General features: G+C 71.5%; 12 protein-coding genes and 1 riboswitch. Of the genes, 7 read left to right on the top strand and 5 right to left on the bottom strand.

Translation table 11 applies throughout. The features are described from left to right. Positions 1-16 precede the first annotated feature (16 nt). Positions 17-3,112: an arabinosyltransferase domain-containing protein gene (locus tag ACLJQZ_RS23820; RefSeq protein WP_410622103.1), complete on the top strand. Its 3,096-nt coding sequence runs from the start codon at positions 17-19 to the stop codon at positions 3,110-3,112. A gap of 60 nt (positions 3,113-3,172) precedes the next feature. Here ACLJQZ_RS23820 and ACLJQZ_RS23815 read toward each other — a convergent pair whose 3' ends face one another. Genes ACLJQZ_RS23815 through ACLJQZ_RS23800 form a run of 4 tightly spaced genes read right to left on the bottom strand, consistent with a single transcriptional unit; the run spans position 3,173 to position 6,660 of the window. Further along, on the bottom strand, positions 3,173-4,660 hold the full coding sequence (locus ACLJQZ_RS23815) for a precorrin-2 C(20)-methyltransferase (protein WP_410622102.1): 1,488 nt from the start codon (positions 4,658-4,660) through the stop codon (positions 3,173-3,175). After that, complete coding sequence (locus tag ACLJQZ_RS23810) at positions 4,657-5,280, bottom strand: precorrin-8X methylmutase (protein ID WP_326943649.1); 624 nt, start codon at positions 5,278-5,280, stop codon at positions 4,657-4,659. Before ACLJQZ_RS23810 ends, ACLJQZ_RS23815 begins: the two co-directional genes overlap by 4 nt. Then, positions 5,277-6,341 carry a precorrin-3B synthase gene (locus tag ACLJQZ_RS23805; protein ID WP_410622101.1) on the bottom strand — a complete coding sequence of 355 codons (1,065 nt, stop codon included), beginning with the start codon at positions 6,339-6,341 and terminating at the stop codon, positions 5,277-5,279. The genes ACLJQZ_RS23810 and ACLJQZ_RS23805 overlap by 4 nt, the downstream gene beginning before the upstream one ends. A 4-nt stretch (positions 6,342-6,345) precedes the next feature. Further along, on the bottom strand, positions 6,346-6,660 hold the full coding sequence (locus ACLJQZ_RS23800; RefSeq protein ID WP_326943651.1) for a DUF6191 domain-containing protein: 315 nt from the start codon (positions 6,658-6,660) through the stop codon (positions 6,346-6,348). A 108-nt stretch (positions 6,661-6,768) separates the two neighbouring features. Here ACLJQZ_RS23800 and ACLJQZ_RS23795 point away from each other — a divergent pair, with 108 nt between their 5' ends. From ACLJQZ_RS23795 to ACLJQZ_RS23785, 3 genes are read left to right on the top strand one after another with little or no spacing between them, the layout of a single operon-like run. Beyond that, positions 6,769-7,695 (top strand): ABC transporter ATP-binding protein, encoded by a 927-nt coding sequence (locus ACLJQZ_RS23795; RefSeq protein WP_410622100.1) that lies wholly within the window; start codon positions 6,769-6,771, stop codon positions 7,693-7,695. Further along, positions 7,692-8,543, top strand: a complete 852-nt coding sequence (locus ACLJQZ_RS23790) for an ABC transporter permease (protein WP_410622099.1) — start codon at positions 7,692-7,694, stop codon at positions 8,541-8,543. Before ACLJQZ_RS23795 ends, ACLJQZ_RS23790 begins: the two co-directional genes overlap by 4 nt. A gap of 3 nt (positions 8,544-8,546) precedes the next feature. After that, positions 8,547-8,780 (top strand): helix-turn-helix transcriptional regulator, encoded by a 234-nt coding sequence (locus tag ACLJQZ_RS23785; RefSeq protein ID WP_410622098.1) that lies wholly within the window; start codon positions 8,547-8,549, stop codon positions 8,778-8,780. 48 nt (positions 8,781-8,828) lie between these two features. Here the strand turns inward: ACLJQZ_RS23785 and ACLJQZ_RS23780 are convergent, their stop codons facing one another. Further along, entirely contained in the window at positions 8,829-9,557 is a 729-nt protein-coding gene (locus ACLJQZ_RS23780; protein ID WP_328644362.1) for a hypothetical protein, read from the bottom strand. Positions 9,558-9,681: 124 nt separating this feature from the next. Further along, positions 9,682-9,756: riboswitch (cobalamin riboswitch) on the top strand. Between the two features lie 49 nt (positions 9,757-9,805). Here ACLJQZ_RS23780 and cobN point away from each other — a divergent pair. The 3 genes from cobN to ACLJQZ_RS23765 all read left to right on the top strand — a co-directional run bounded on the left by cobN (position 9,806) and on the right by ACLJQZ_RS23765 (position 15,635). Continuing rightward, positions 9,806-13,396, top strand: coding sequence for a cobaltochelatase subunit CobN (gene cobN / locus ACLJQZ_RS23775; RefSeq protein ID WP_410622097.1), 3,591 nt, complete (start codon positions 9,806-9,808; stop codon positions 13,394-13,396). Positions 13,397-13,504: 108 nt separating this feature from the next. Beyond that, positions 13,505-14,005 (top strand): transposase family protein, encoded by a 501-nt coding sequence (locus ACLJQZ_RS23770; protein ID WP_410622096.1) that lies wholly within the window; start codon positions 13,505-13,507, stop codon positions 14,003-14,005. A 418-nt stretch (positions 14,006-14,423) separates the two neighbouring features. Beyond that, the gene (locus tag ACLJQZ_RS23765) at positions 14,424-15,635 is read left to right on the top strand and encodes a chitinase (RefSeq protein WP_410622095.1); all 1,212 of its coding nucleotides are present in this window, start codon (positions 14,424-14,426) and stop codon (positions 15,633-15,635) included. Positions 15,636-15,682 lie beyond the last annotated feature (47 nt).

The raw sequence follows: 15,682 nt of genomic DNA, 5'->3' as shown, positions 1-15,682 counted from the left end.
CGTTAGCGTTGCGCCGATGCGTCTGATTGCCGTAGCGCTGGGGTTGCTCTCGGCCCTGTGCGCGCTGGCTTTCCCCTTCCTGCCGGTGGTGCAGGACACGGCGGAGGTCGTCTGGCCGACCGGCAGCGACACCCGCTCCGTCAACGCGCCCTTGACCGGGTACTGGGCCCAGGACCTGCGCGCCGAACTGCCGTGCGCGGCCGTCCGTTCGGTCGACGCCCGCACGAACGGCCCCGGCCTCCTGTTCGCCACCGTGCCCGACGGCCGCACCGACCCGAAGTCCGGCAAGGGCGTCGGGATGCAGCTGCGCGTCGACAACGGCGTGCTGATCGCCTCCAGCCAGGGCCAGCAGATCGCCCAGCAGCCGCTGCCGGCCGAGAAGTGCGACGTCGAGCTGGACGTCGACGCGAAGCAGATGACCCTGGCCGTGGCCGGGACGCCGGTGTTCCACGCCGACGGCGACGTCCGCCCGCGCGTGGTGGGCATCTACTCCTCGATCAACTCGAGCAAGGACCCGATCGCCGGGCTGCACGTCTCGGTCGTGCCGGACACCCGGTACCAGACGTCGCCGACCGCGCTGAAGATCACCGTCGGCGTGCTGGCCGTGCTGTCGCTGATCGGCTGCATGATCGCGGTCTGGCGCCGCGACTCCGGCTTCGCCCGCCGCGCCCCGCGCTGGGCGCCGGTCGGCTGGTGGCGGCTGACGATGCGGGACGCCACGGTGATCGCCGCGCTCGGCGCGTGGGTCTTCATCGGGCCGGTGACCTCGGACGACGGCTACATCCTGACCATGGCCCGGGTCACCGAGCAGACCGGGTTCCTGACGAACTACCACCGCTGGTTCGGCGTCGCCGAGGCGCCGTTCGGCTGGTTCTACCACGTGTTCGAGCTGATGGCGCACGTCAGCGTGGTGCCGCCGTGGATCCGGCTGCCGTCGTTCCTGCTCGGCGTCCTGTGCTGGCTGCTGATCAGCCGCGAGGTCATGCCGCGCCTGGGTGCCCAGGTCCGCACCAGCCGCCCGGCCAGCTGGGCCGCGGCGACGGTGTTCCTGGTCTGGTGGATGCCCTACAACAACGGCGTCCGGCCCGAACCGGTCGCCGCGCTCGGCTCGCTGCTGGCGATCTGCGCCGTCGAACGCACCCTGGTGACGCGGCGGCTGCTGCCGCTGTGCCTCGGCCTGACCGCGGCCGGGTTCACCCTGGCCGCGACGCCGACCGGGCTGATCGCGGTGGCGCCGTACCTGGTCGCGGCGCGGCCGCTGTTCAAGCTGATCCGCCAGCGCGCCAACGAGAACGGCTGGCTGCCGGTGCTCGCGCCGGTCGCCGCGGCCGGGCTGCTGGTGCTGGTCGTGGTGTTCGCCGACCAGACGTTCGCGACGGTCCAGGAGGCGACCCGGATCCGCACCCAGGTCGGCCCGAACCTGTCGTGGTTCCAGGAGCTCGCGCGCTACCAATTGCTGTTCGCCGACCTGCCGGACGGCTCGGCGCCACGCCGGTTCCCGGTGCTGCTGATCGTGCTGTGCACCGCCACCTGCCTGGTGATGCTGCTGCGCCGCGGCCGCATCCAGGGCGCGTCGCTCGGCCCCGCGCGCCGCCTGATCGGCACGACGGCGCTGTTCTTCCTGCTCCTGGCCCTGACGCCGACGAAGTGGACCCACCACTTCGGCGCGTTCGCGGCGGTCGGGGCGTCGATGGCGGCGTTGACGGCCCTCGCGACCAGTTCGACGGTGCTGCGGTCCAAACGCAACCGCGCCGCGTTCCTGGCCGGCCTGCTGGTCGTGGGCGCGCTGGCCGCGACCGGGCCGAACACGTACTGGTTCGTCTCACGCCTCGGCGTCCAGTGGACGAACGTGGCGCCGTCGATCGGCGGCATCCCGCTGTCCACGATCCTGCTGGTGGCGGCCGCGATCGCGGGGGTGTACGCGTTCGTCGAGAACGTCCGCGCGCACCGGCCCACCGCCGCGCCTCCGGTGCAGGAAGGCCGGCTGCGCGCGCTGCGGCTCGGCTCGCTGTCGCTGGTCGTGGTCTGCGGCCTGGTGGCGGGCGGCGAGTTCATCACGATGGCGTGGGCGATCCACAACCAGGCCGGCAGCTACAGCCTGGGCGCGGCGAACGTCGGGCACCTGTTCGGCAAGAGCTGCAACCTCTCCGACCACGTCATGGTGGAGCGCGACGCGGCGACGAGCATCCTGCACCCGCAGTCCGAGCAGCGGACGGTCCCCGACGAGACCAAGCCGCCGGAGAACTCGCCGCTGCCCAACCCCGACCGCGACAACGGCCGCGTCCAGACCGGCTTCCACACCCGCTCGGTCGACGACAAGGACCCCCTAGCGGAACCGCCGCACGGGTTCACGCCGGAGAACGTGCCGATGTGGTCGAGCTACCTCGACCCCGAGACGCGCGCGGGCCGCCTGCGCAGCGACTGGTACGCGCTGACGGAGAAGCCCGCGGACGGCCAGGTCGTGGTGGCGACGGCGGGCGCGTCCCGCCGGCCGACGTCGGTCAGCCTCGACTACGGCGTCGACACCCCCGAGGGCGTGAAGATCCTGCGCAGCCAGTTCGTGCTCCCGCCGGGCGGGGGCACGGGTGGCTGGAACGACACCCGCATCAACCTGCGCGACCTCCCCCCGGAGACGAACGCGCTGCGCATCAACATCGTCGACAACGACCTCACGGAGGACGGCTGGATCGCGGCGTCGGCCCCGCGCGTGCCGACGTTCACGACGTTGACGGACAAGATCGGCTCGAAGCCGGTGTACATCGACTGGCCGGCGTCGTTCGTGTACCCGTGCGCCCAGCCGGTGATGTCCCACGACGGGATCTCGCAGGTCCCGGAGTACCGCATCACCGCGGGCGGCCTGGCGGACGAGGCGGAGTGGGCGTCCTCGACCAACGGCGGCCCGATCGGCTGGCTCGAGGAGCTGGCCGAGGAGCCGGAGGTCCCGAGCTACCTGATCGGCCAGCCGAGCCAGTCGTGGGGCCAGCTGCTGCAGATCGAGCCGTTCACCGAAGGCATCGCCCCGACCGTGATCCACGGCGAGAAGACGGTCCCAGGCTGGTGGTCACCAGGCCCGGGCCCGAGCCAGCCGAACGGCAAGGACCCCACCCGCTGACGTTGTCCGTGAAGGCCTCCTTACCGGCTCTTATGGCCGGGAAGGAGGCCTTCACGGCTTTCAGTAGCTGCGGGGCGTCCAGACGATGCCGTTCTCCGCGCGGGTGCGGGAGGAGCCGACGATCAGCAGGCAGCGCATGTCCACAGTGGACGGGTCCAGGTCGCCCAGCGTCGTGATCCGGACGTCCTCCTCCGGGCCGCCGACGTCTCGCGCCACCACGACCGGAGTCGACGGCGAGCGGTGCCGCAGCAAGACAGAGCGGGCGTCCGCGAGCTGAGTCGTGCGGGTGCGCGAAGCCGGGTTGTACAGCGCCAGCACCAAGTCCGCCGCGCCGGCCGCGTCGAGACGGCGTTCGATGATCTCCCACGGCTTGAGCCGGTCGGACAGCGAGAGGACGCAGTAGTCGTGCCCCAGCGGTGCGCCGACCCGGGACGCCGCCGCCTGGGCCGCCGTCACACCCGGGACGATCCGGACCCGGACGCCCGCGCCGTGGCCCGCCGACACCTGCTCCAGCACCGCCGACGCCATCGCGAACACCCCCGGATCGCCCGAGGAAACCACGGCCACGCGCGCGCCGGAAGCGGCCAGCGACAACGCCTCGACCGCCCGGTCCGCCTCGACCCGATTGCCGGAAGCGTGACGCTGCTGCCCGGCCTTCTGCGGCACCCGCGCGACGTACGGGCCGTACCCGACGATGTGCTCCGCAGCTTCCAACTCCGCCAAGGCTTCCGGCGTCAGCCACTCCGGACCGGCGGGCCCCAGACCGACCACGACGACTTCACCGGTGGCCGTCGAAGGGACCGGCGAAACCGCAGGTGACTGCCGAGACGCGTAAGCCGGCGAAGGCAGCAACGCCAGCGAGAAGTACGGCACCGTCGAAGGATCAACGTCCGCCAACGGCGAAATCCGCTGCTCCCCCCACGTCGCGCGCTCGATGTAGAACGCGTCGTCGAGCTTCCCGGCCTCCGCCAGCGCCTCCCGCACCGAACCGAACGTGCGTCCCAGCTTCACCACCGCCGCCGCATCGGTGTCCGCGAGACGCCGCGCCAGTTCCGGCGCGGGTAGCGTGCCCGGCAGGATCGTCAGGACCTCGTCGCGCTGGACCAGCGGGCGGCCGAGCACCGCCGACGCCGCGCTCACCGACGTCACCCCCGGCACGACCACGGCGGCGAACCGGCCGGAAAGCCGTTCGTGCATGTACATGTACGAGCCGTAGAAGAACGGATCGCCTTCGCACAGCACCACGACGTCGCGGCCCGCGTCCAGGTGCTCGGCCAGCCGCTTCGCGCTCAGCTCGTAGAAGTCCGCGATCGCGCCTTCGTAACCGCCGGGGTGGTCCGTCGTCTCGGTCGTGACCGGGTAGACGAGCTTCTCCTCGATCTGCCCCGCACGCAGGTACGGCTCGGCCACCGACCGCGCGATGCTCCGGCCGTGCCGCGCGCTGTGGTAAGCGATGACCGGCGCTTCCGAGATCAGCCGCGCGGCCTTGACCGTCATCAGTTCCGGGTCGCCGGGACCGAGCCCGACGCCGTACAGCGTGCCGGTCATTCTTCGGTGCTCGCCAACGCGTTGATCGCGGCGACGGCCATCGCGCTGCCGCCACGACGTCCGTGCACCACCAGGTACGGCGCGGGTGCCCGCTTCGCCAGCTCCACTTTGGACTCCGCCGCGCCGACGAACCCGACCGGCACGCCGATGATCGCCGCCGGCGCACCGACGCCTTCGTCGAGGATCTCCAGCAGGCGGAACAGCGCGGTCGGCGCGTTGCCGATCGCCACGACCGAGCCGGGCAGCTTGTCGCGCCACAGTTCCAGCGCCGCGGCCGAACGCGTCGTGCCCATCCGCTCGGCGAGGCCGGGCACGCTGGGGTCCGACAGCGTGCAGACGACTTCGTTGCCCGCGGGCAGGCGACGCCGGGTGACGCCGCTGGCGATCATCTGCGCGTCGCACAGGATCGGCGCGCCCGCCTCCAGCGCGGCGCGGCCGGACTCGACGACGTCGAGGGTGTACCGCACGTCGTCGACCAGATCGACCATGCCGCAGGCGTGGATCATCCGGACCGCCAGGCCGGCCACGTCGTCGGGCAGGATCGCCAGGTCCGCTTCCTCGCGGATCGTGGCGAACGAGTGCCGGTAGATCTCGGCACCGTCCCGCAGGTAGTCGATCACAGCGTTCCTTTCAGCTCTTCGAACGGCACCCACCGGCCGTCGACCCGGTAGCCACCCGCTTCGGCGACAACGTCCACAGTGGACTGCGACGGCTTCCCGCACCGCCGCTCACAGCCCGAGAAGTGCGCGCGCAGCCCGGGCCGGAACACGGCGTCGGCGCGGACGTCGGCGCGCGACTTCGCGCAGCCCGGACGGCCGATGCACGCGCTGGTGCCGAGCGGCTCGCCGCCGAAGCCGAGCCGTTCGAAGACGTCGGCGGGCGCGTCCGGCAGCACCACCGACTTCCACGGCGTGACCAGTGCCGGCCCGCAGGAGGCCAGCACGCGGGCCTGCGCGGCCGAGAGCTGCCCGAACCGCGGGACCACCCCCGCGGCGGACCCGGAGATCAGCCCGGCCGGCACCGGGACGTCGACCCGCGGCACCGGCGTCCCGCGCCACGCCGGGTCGTCGAGCTCGGCGACCCGCCAGGCGGATCCGCGCACCCGGAGGAACTCCAGCGCGACGTCGATCAGCGCCGAGACGGCGTCGCCCAGAGCCACCCGACGGCCGGTGTCGCCGCCCGCGAGCAGCAGGGTTCCTTCGGCGGGGCCGGTCGCGCGCCAGCAGACGTCGGCGCCTTCGCCGGCGACGTCACCACGTCCGTCGTCGAAAGCGAAGAGGAACCGCCCGGGCAGCGACGCCAGCTCCGGCGTCGCGCACAGGACGGCGTCGAGCGCGGCCGCCAGCCCGCGGACGTCGGCGAGCCCGCCGGTCAGGCCGCTCAGCGGCGAGGCCAGGACGTTCCGGACCCGCTCGTGCGACGGCGACGGCAGCAGGCCCGCGCCGGCCAGCCGGCCCGCGAGGCCGGGCCGGGTCACCCCGCGCAGCTGGACATTGCCGCGCGAGGTGAGGTGGAGGTCGCCGTCGCCGCACGCTTCGGCACAGTCGGCCAGCGCCCGCAGCTGCACGGCGGAAACCGCACCCCCGGGCAGCCGGACCCGCGCCAACGGGCCGTCCGCGGCGTCGCGGGTGGCGAAAACACCGGGGCACGCGTCGGCTCGCACACGCGCGGGGGTCGGCATGGGGTCACTGTAACTCGCGGTTCCCGGGCTCCTTCGCGGCCGGACGCGGGCGCAGCACGGCCGTTCCGGCGTCCAGGTCCACGTCACGCCGGGGAGGCGCGCCGTCGGCGTCCTGCTCGACGAGCATGGACATCGTTTCCCGGTGTTCCAGCTCACGCCGCTTGGTGCCGTAGAGGAACGCGGTGGTCTCTTCGACGTAGGTCGCGGACAGCCGCGCCTTGAACCGCGAGCCGTTCTTGCGCGGCCGCAGCTCGATCGCGGCCATGACCAGCAGGATCACCACGCCGCCCGGAAGGGCCAGCCCCAGCCAAGTTCCCATGCACCGCGAACCGGATGACCGCCGGTCAAGTTCCGGGTGCACCACAAGTCCGATCGAATGTAGCAGGTGTGCTACATTCGATCGCATCAGTCGGATGGGGGTCAGGTCATGAGAGATCCAGCGGATCCCGTGGTCCGCGTGAGCGGGCTGCGGATGCGTTACGGCGCGAACGACGTCCTGCACGGCGTCGGGTTCGAGGCGTACCGGGGCGAGGTCGTGTGCCTGCTCGGGCCGAACGGCGCGGGCAAGACCACGACGATCGAGATCCTCGAGGGCTTCCGGATGCGGTCGGCCGGCGAGGTGAGCGTGCTGGGCGTCGACCCGGCCCACGGCGGCGAGGACTGGCGGGCACGCCTGGGGGTCGTGCTCCAATCCTGGCGCGACCACGGGAAGTGGCGCGTCCGCGAACTGCTCGCCCACCTCGGCCGGTACTACGCGCCGTACTCGACACCGGCGAGCACGCGGCCGTGGGACGCCGACGAGCTGATCGCGGCGGTCGGGCTCACCGACCACGCGCACAAGAAGATCAAGAGCCTCTCCGGTGGCCAGCGGCGGCGGCTCGACGTCGCGATCGGCATCGTCGGCCGTCCGGAGCTGCTGTTCCTCGACGAGCCCACCGCGGGCTTCGACCCGGAGGCCCGGCGCGAGTTCCACGACCTGGTGCACCGCCTGTCCGACGAGCTCGACACCACGATCCTGCTGACCACGCACGACCTCGACGAAGCCGAGAAGCTGGCCGACCGGATTCTCATCCTCAACGGCGGCCGGATCATCGCCGACGGCTCGGCCGACGCGCTGAGCCGGCAGATCGCCGGCGAGGCCGAGGTCCGCTGGACGATCGACGGCCGGCACTTCGTCCACTCGACGACCGAGGCCACGAAGTACGTCCACGACCTGTTCAAGCAGCACGGCGAGGCGGTGGCGGACCTCGAAGTCCGCCGCGCGTCGCTGGAGGACACCTACATGACACTCGTCCACCGCGCCGAAACCGACGGCGAGACGGAACTCGGCCTCCAGGAAGCGGGTGCGCGATGACCGCCAAGACCGCCGCGCTGCGCTCCGGGCTCGCGCGCGGCCTCATCGAGTTCAAGCAGACCTGGACCAACCGCGAGGACCTGGTCGGCCAGATCGTCTTCGCCGCGCTCTTCCTCGGCGTGGTGTTCTTCATGCGCGACGCGACGGTGCCCGGCACCGGGTTCTCCCTCGGCGCGGCGACCGTGCCCGGCGTGCTCGGCGCCGGGATCGTGTTCACCGGGCTCACCGGCGCGGCGAGCTACCTGGTCATCGACCGCGAGGACGGCACGCTGCTGCGGGCGAAGGCGACGCCGAACGGCATGCTCGGCTACCTCATCGGGAAGACCACGACGCTGTCGCTCGGGCAGGTGGCGTCACTGCTGGTGGTCCTGATCCCGTGTCTGTTCCTGTACCCCTCGCTCGCGCCCGACGGCCTCTGGTCCTACCTGCACCTGCTGGGCGTGCTGGTGCTCGGGCTGTTCGCGACCTTGCCGATCGGGGCCGCGCTGGGTTCGCTGATCAGCAGCCCGCGGTCGACGGGGCTGATCGTGCTGCCGGTCATGGGGCTGGGTGCGATCTCCGGGATCTTCTACCCGGTGATCGCGCTGCCGGCGTGGGTACAGGGCATCGCGCAGGTGTTCCCGATGTACTGGCTGGGCCTCGGTATGCGCTCGGCGTTGCTGCCGGACAGCGCGGTCGTCGCCGAGATCGGCCATTCGTGGCGGCCGCTGCCGACCCTCGCCGTGCTCGTCGCGTGGTCCGTGATCGGATTGGCCCTGGCCCCGGTCCTGCTCCGCCGCATGGCGCGGCGCGAGTCGGGTTCGTCGGTGGCCGAACGGCGGGAGAAGGCCATGCAGCGTGTGGGGTGAGTCATGAGCGAGGTCGTCTACAACCGGATCGCCATGCTGCGCGCGGAGCGGTCGATCTCGCGCCGCCAGCTCGCGGACGCACTGGGCGTGCACTACCAGACGATCGGCTACCTCGAGCGCGGCGAGTACAGCCCAAGCCTCTACCTGGCCCTGCGGATCGCGGACTTCTTCGAGGTCACGGTGGAGGTCCTGTTCTCGACGAAGCCGTTCCCGCGGCTGGGAGAGCGGTCGGCCTAAGCGCTGCCGGCGTGAGTCTGCTCGACCGCGTGACTGCTCCGGCAGGGCCTACGGCTTGCGGAGGTCGGCGTCCACCAGCGCGCGGACGACGTCGGCGCGGCGGGTCTCGCGGACCGTGCGGCTGAGCTCGACGTGCAGGAACGGCGTGCCCGCGGCGGCCTGGCTCTGCACGTTCGTGGTGCCGGCCAGGCCCCGGCAGGGCTCGGCCCAGGCCCGGCAGACACGGAAGCCGTCGGCGGTGAGCCGGTCCGCCGCCCGGCGGGCCGCGTCTCCGGCCTCGGCCGCGCCGGCCGAGAGCACGACGTCGGCCGAGGTCAGGGTGGCGTCGCCGAAGCCGTGGAGCTGCACCTGCGGCAGGCCGCGCCGGGCGAGCAACGTCGTCACGACGTGGAAGACGCTGCGGGTCTCGTGTGCGGGGTCCTCCCGCCGGCGGTGCGCGCCCCCGACCACGAGGACGGCCCCGGGCGTCTCGCGGAAGAGGGCCAGGCCGAGCCGTTCGGTCCGCAGGTCGGAGGAGGCGTGCGGCACCTCGACGACCAGCGAGGGCGGCGCGGAACGGTCGACGACGTAGAGCCCCCAGGCGCGTTCGGTGCCGGGCTCCTGCACGACCAGGGTGTCGTCCTCGACGGAAAACCCCAGCTCGGCGAGGTTGTGCGGCCGCCGATCGAGAAACGCGGCGAACCCCGTTTCGGCGGTCCGGAGTTCCGCCGCGGTCGGCACGCGGTACGGGTGGCGGCTCGACTGCGCGTCGGTGAAGTCGTGGAGGAAGGAATCCACCCTGGCCCTACCCCGATCCTGTAGCCCGGCCACCAGGCTACCGACCCGGAAGCCGTGCACGTCACCTTGACGCCACGCCCGGGCGCACCGGAGAGTGAGTCCGATACCCACGCGTCGGCAGGTGGAGGAACCCGGTGAGAGTCCGGGGCGGTCCCGCCACTGTCACCGGAGAGCCCGCTCTCCGGGAAGCCAGGAACTCCGGCCGGCGCGCCCGTCTACCCGGGGCGCGGACCCCGAGGAGGAACCTCGTGATCCTGCTTCTGTCCACTTCGGACACCGACCTGCTCAGCGCGCGTTCGTGCGACGGCGAGTTCCGGCTGGCGAACCCCTCACGGCTCGACGTCGCCGAGCTGCCGGGCCTGCTCGACGGCGTGCGCATCGTGGTCGTCCGCATCCTCGGCACCCCGCGGAGCTGGCAGGAGGGCCTCGACACGCTGCTCGCGTCGGGCGCGCACGTCGTCGTCCTGGGCGGCGAGCAGACGCCGGACGCCGAGCTGATGAAGCTCTCGACCGTCCCGGCGGGCATCGCCGCCGAGGCCCACGCCTACCTCGCGCAGGGCGGCCCGGCGAACCTCACGCAGCTGCACCGGTTCCTCTCCGACACGCTCCTGCTGACCGGCGACGGCTTCGAGCCGCCCGCCGTGCAGCCCGGCTGGGGCATCCTCGAGCGGCCTCCTTCGCACACGGACGGCCCGGTCATCGGGATCCTCTACTACCGCGCGCACCACCTGTCCGGGAACACGGCGTTCGTGCACACCCTCGCCGACCGGATCGAGGCCGCGGGCGGGCGCGCGCTGCCGGTCTACACGGCGTCGCTGCGGACGCGCGAGCCGGAGATGATGGCCGAGCTGGGCAAGGTCGACGCGCTGCTGGTCACGGTGCTCGCGGCGGGCGGCACGAAGCCGTCCGAGGTGGGCGCAGGGGGCGACGACGAGGCGTGGGACGTCGCCGAGATGGCCGCGCTGGACGTCCCGATCCTGCAGGCGCTGTGCCTGACCAGCGACCGCGAGACGTGGGCGGCGAGCGACGAAGGCCTCTCCCCGCTGGACGCGGGCAACCAGATGGCCGTCCCGGAGTTCGACGGGCGGCTCATCACCGTGCCGTTCTCGTTCAAGGAGCTCGACCAAGACGGGCTGCCGCGGTACATCCCGGACGCCGAGCGCGCGTCCCGCGTCGCGAAGATCGCCCTGGCGCACGCGCGTCTCCGGCACACACCCGCTTCGGAGCGGCGCGTCGCGCTGATGCTGTCCGCGTACCCGACGAAGCACTCCCGCGTCGGCAACGCGGTCGGGCTGGACACGCCCGCGTCGGTGATCGAGCTGCTGCGGCGGATGCGGGATCTGGGCTACGACCTGGGTGCGGACGCGTTCCCCGGCGTCGAGCCGACCGGCACCGACCAGCCCGACGGTGACGTCCTGATCCACGCGCTGATCGCCGCCGGCGGCCAGGACCCGGAGTGGCTCACCGAGGAGCAGCTGGCCGGCAACCCGATCCGGGTGCCCGCCGCGCGCTACCAGGAGTGGTTCGACGCGCTGCCCGCGGAGCTGCGCAAAGGTGTCGAAGGGCACTGGGGTCCGGCGCCGGGCGAGCTGTACGTCGACAACGGCGACATCGTGCTGGCGTCGCTGCAGAGCGGCAACGTCATCATCATGATCCAGCCGCCGCGCGGGTTCGGTGAGAACCCCGTCGCGATCTACCACAACCCGGACCTGCCGCCGAGCCACCACTACCTGGCCGCCTACCGCTGGCTGGAGGAGGAGTTCGGCGCGCACGCCGTCGTCCACCTGGGCAAGCACGGGTCCCTCGAATGGCTGCCGGGCAAGACGGCCGGGCTTTCGGCGTCGTGCGCGCCCGACGCCGTGCTCGGGAACCTGCCGCTGATCTACCCGTTCCTGATCAACGACCCGGGCGAGGGCGCGCAGGCGAAACGGCGGGCGCACGCGACGATCGTCGACCACCTGATCCCGCCGATGGCGCGCGCCGAGTCGTACGGCGACATGGCGCGGCTGGAGCAGCTGCTCGACGAGCACGCGAACATCGCGGCGATGGACCCGGCCAAGCTGCCCGCCGTGCGCGCGCAGATCTGGACGCTCATCCAGGCCGCGAAGCTGGACCACGACCTCGGCGTCGAGCAGCGCCCGCACGACGCGGAGTTCGACGACTTCCTGCTGCACATCGACGGCTGGCTGTGCGAGGTGAAGGACGCCCAGATCCGCGACGGCCTGCACATCCTCGGCGCGGCGCCCATCGGTGAGGCGCGCGTCAACCTGGTGCTGGCGATGCTGCGTGCCCAGCAGATCTGGGGCGGCAAGCAGGGCGCGATCCCCGGGCTGCGGTCGGCGTTGGGGCTCAAGGAGAACTCCGACGCGCCGACGTCCGAAGTGGACAAGATCGAGAAGACGGCGCGCTCGCTGATCGAGGCGATGGAATGGCGCTCCTGGGACGTCACGGCGGTGCGCGGCATCATCGACGACAAGCTGGGCGGCCCGGACGAGCAGGTCCAGCTGATCCTGGAGTTCGCGGCGAACGAGATCGTCCCGCGGCTGGCCGCGACCGCGGGCGAGCTGGACGCGATCCTGCACGCGCTGGACGGCGGCTACATCCCGGCCGGGCCGAGCGGATCGCCGTTGCGCGGGCTGGTCAACGTGCTGCCGACCGGCCGGAACTTCTACACGGTCGACCCGAAGGCCATCCCGAGCCGGCTGGCCTGGGAGACCGGCCAGGCGCTGGCCGACTCGCTGCTGCGCCGCTACCGCGAGGACACCGGCGACTGGCCGCGTTCGGTCGGGCTGTCGGTGTGGGGCACGTCGGCGATGCGGACGTCCGGCGACGACGCCGCGGAGGTCCTGGCGCTGCTGGGCGTCCAGCCGGTGTGGGACGAGGCGTCACGGCGCGTCACCGGCATCGAGGCGATTCCGCTGGCCGAGCTGGGCCGCCCGCGCATCGACGTCACGATCCGCATCAGCGGCTTCTTCCGCGACGCGTTCCCGCACGTCATCACGATGATGGACGACGCGGTACGGCTAGTGGCCGGCCTGGACGAACCGTCGTCCGAGAACTTCGTGCGGGCGCACGTCGACGCCGACGTGGCTACGCACGGCGATACGCGGCGCGCGACGACCCGGATCTTCGGCTCGAAGCCGGGCGCGTACGGCGCCGGGCTGCTGCCGCTGATGGAGTCCGGCAACTGGCGCGACGACAAGGACCTGGCCGAGGTGTACGCGGTGTGGGGCGGCTTCGCGTACGGCCGCGACCTGGACGGCCGGCCGGCACGCGAGGACATGGAGAGCTCGTACAAGCGGATCGTGGTGGCGGCCAAGAACACCGACACCCGCGAGCACGACATCGCCGACTCGGACGACTACTTCCAGTACCACGGCGGCATGATCGCCACGGTCCGGGCGCTGACGGGCACCGCCCCGGCGTCGTACGTGGGCGACAGCACCACGCCGGACGCGGTCCGCACCCGCACCCTGGGCGAGGAGACCGCGCGCGTGTTCCGCGCCCGCGTGGTGAACCCCCGCTGGCTCACGGCGATGAGGCGTCATGGCTACAAGGGCGCATTCGAGCTGGCGGCCACGGTCGACTACCTCTTCGGCTTCGACGCGACGGCGGGCGTGGTCGGCGACTGGATGTACGAGAAGCTGACCGAGACGTACGTCCTGGACGAAACGAACCAGGAGTTCCTGCGCAAGGCGAACCCGTGGGCGCTGCGCGGAATCGTGGAGCGCTTGAACGAAGCGGCGGACCGCGGCCTGTGGGAGGAGCCGGACCCCGAGCTGCTGGCCCAAATGCGCGAGGTCTACCTGTCCTTGGAGGGCGACCTCGAGTCGGAGTGACGCAGTTGTCCCCACCCGATCAGGGTGTGGACAACCCTCGTGTTCCCGCCTGGATCACGGCTTCCCGTCGACCACCGTCGATAGACTGGAGCAGGGCACGCCCCAGGGATGGGCGTGGTCCCGGCAAAACCTTTGGCCTGGTTGCAAGGCGGGCACGACCCTCTTCGAGCATGGATTGTCCAGGTCCCAGGCTGGGCCACTGACCTGCGCAAACATCTCGCCGACATACCTGACCCGCGAAACCGACGAGGTATACGACATCCGGTCGAGTCGATCTTGGCGCTCGCCGCCGCAGCCGTAGTCGCAGGAGCCCAGTCGTTCACCTCGATCGGCGAATGGGCCTTCGACGCGCCACAGTCGGGGCCGGCCGCGCTGGGCACCCGATTCGATCCCCGCCAAGCCCGGTATGCGGCACCCGATGAGGCGACCGCGCGGCGTGAGGCCGCCCAGGTCGACGGCGACATCCTCGACGACGTGATCACCAGCCGGCTCACCGAACACGACACCGGCAACACCGACCGAACCGAGACCGCGCCGGCAGCGATCGCGGTAGACGGCAATCCCTGCGCGGCACCTTTACCAGCTCCGGAGGCGCCGGAGTGCACCTGAGAGGACAAACGGTGCTTGGCCACGCTGGTTCCCACCTGGGAGAGACGAAATCACCTGGTTCCCACCGTTGCCGGACACGATCGACTTGGCCGGGGCGGGTGGTCACCGCCGGTACCCTCCACATCGCCAAGGCACTGCGCCACACCGCCCGCAACGCCACCCGAGCCCTCACCCTGCTCGGAAGACCCACCTAAACCACAAAGACTTTGCCGGAACCCGGCCGTGGAAGCCCGCCTTCTGGCGCCCGGCGCTGAGCGACTTTGGCCGGAGGCGGTTGCGTCGGCGGCGCAACCGCCTTTCGTCGTCTTCGGAATGCGACATTTCTCGGGTTTCGCCCGTAACCCCGCCTTCGTCTTGACTTTGAAATGGTCTAGTCCAATGATCTGACCACCCTCGAACCCCACCGGGAGGACAGATCATGCGCAGAAGCAGACTGGCCGCCGTCGGGCTCGCCGCCGCCACCTTCATCGGTACAGCAGTGAGTCTCGTGATCGGCGCGCCCTCCGCGACAGCGGCGCTGGGCAACAACTGGTACGCCGCGGCGCCGTATCTGATGCCCGTGAGCAACAATCCTCCCGACCCGGTCACCGTGATGAACGCGACCGGGCTCAAGGCGTTCCAGCTGGCGTTCATCCTGGCGCCCAACGGCGGCGGCTGCAGCCCGACCTGGGACGGCACGGCCGCGGTCTCCTCGGACACGAACGTCGCCGGCGTGATCTCCCGGATCCGCGGCGCGGGCGGTGACGTCTCGGTGTCCGTCGGCGGTTACGGCGGCACGAAGCTCGGCCAGACCTGCGGGACCGTGGCCGCCACCGCCGCCGCGTACCAGCAGGTCATCTCGAAGTACTCGCTCAAGGCGATCGACTTCGACCTCGAAGAGCCGGAGTACGAGAACACCGCGGCCATCGCGAACGAGCTCGGCGCGGCGAAGACGTTGCAGGCCAACAACCCCGGCCTGTTCGTGTCGGTGACCATGCCGGGCACCGCGGCCGGCACCGGCTGGTTCGGCACGCAGCTGCTCGACCAGGCGAAGTCGATCGGCTTCTCCCCCAACAACTTCTCGATCATGCCGTTCGACGGCGGCTTCAACGGCGGCTCGTCGCAGGTGTCCGCGCTCGAGGCCCTGCACGGCCTGCTGATGTCGCACATGGGCTGGGACAGCGCGACGGCGTACTCGCACGAAGGCTTCTCCGGCATGAACGGCAAGTCGGACGCGGCGGAGATGTTCTACACCGCGGACTTCCAGACCGTGTACGACTACGCGACCAGCCACGGCCTGGGCCGCTTCACGTTCTGGTCGGTCAACCGCGACCGCGCCTGCGTCGGCACGACCGACAACGGCGTCTGCAGCAACGTGCCGCAGAACGACTGGGACTTCACGAAGTTCAGCGTCCGCTTCGCCGGCGCGACCCCGCCCCAGACGACGCCGACCCCGCCGACGACCACCACCCCGACCACCCCGGGCGGCGGCTCCTGCACCGCGGCGGCGTGGGACAAGGCGAAGGTCTACGTCAAGGACGACACCGTCTCGCACAACAGCCACAAGTTCACCGCGAAGTGGTGGACGCAGGGCGAAGAGCCGGGCACGACCGGCGAATGGGGCGTCTGGACCGACAACGGCGCCTGCTGATCTGTTCCGCCGAAGGCCGTCCCGGGTTCGCCCGGGGCGGCCTTCGC

It is taken from the genome of Amycolatopsis sp. cmx-8-4 (genome assembly GCF_046548675.1).
Lineage (GTDB): Bacteria > Actinomycetota > Actinomycetes > Mycobacteriales > Pseudonocardiaceae > Amycolatopsis.
The sequence above is the reverse complement of the archived record's forward strand: the minus strand, read 5'-3'. Positions and strand labels throughout refer to the sequence as shown.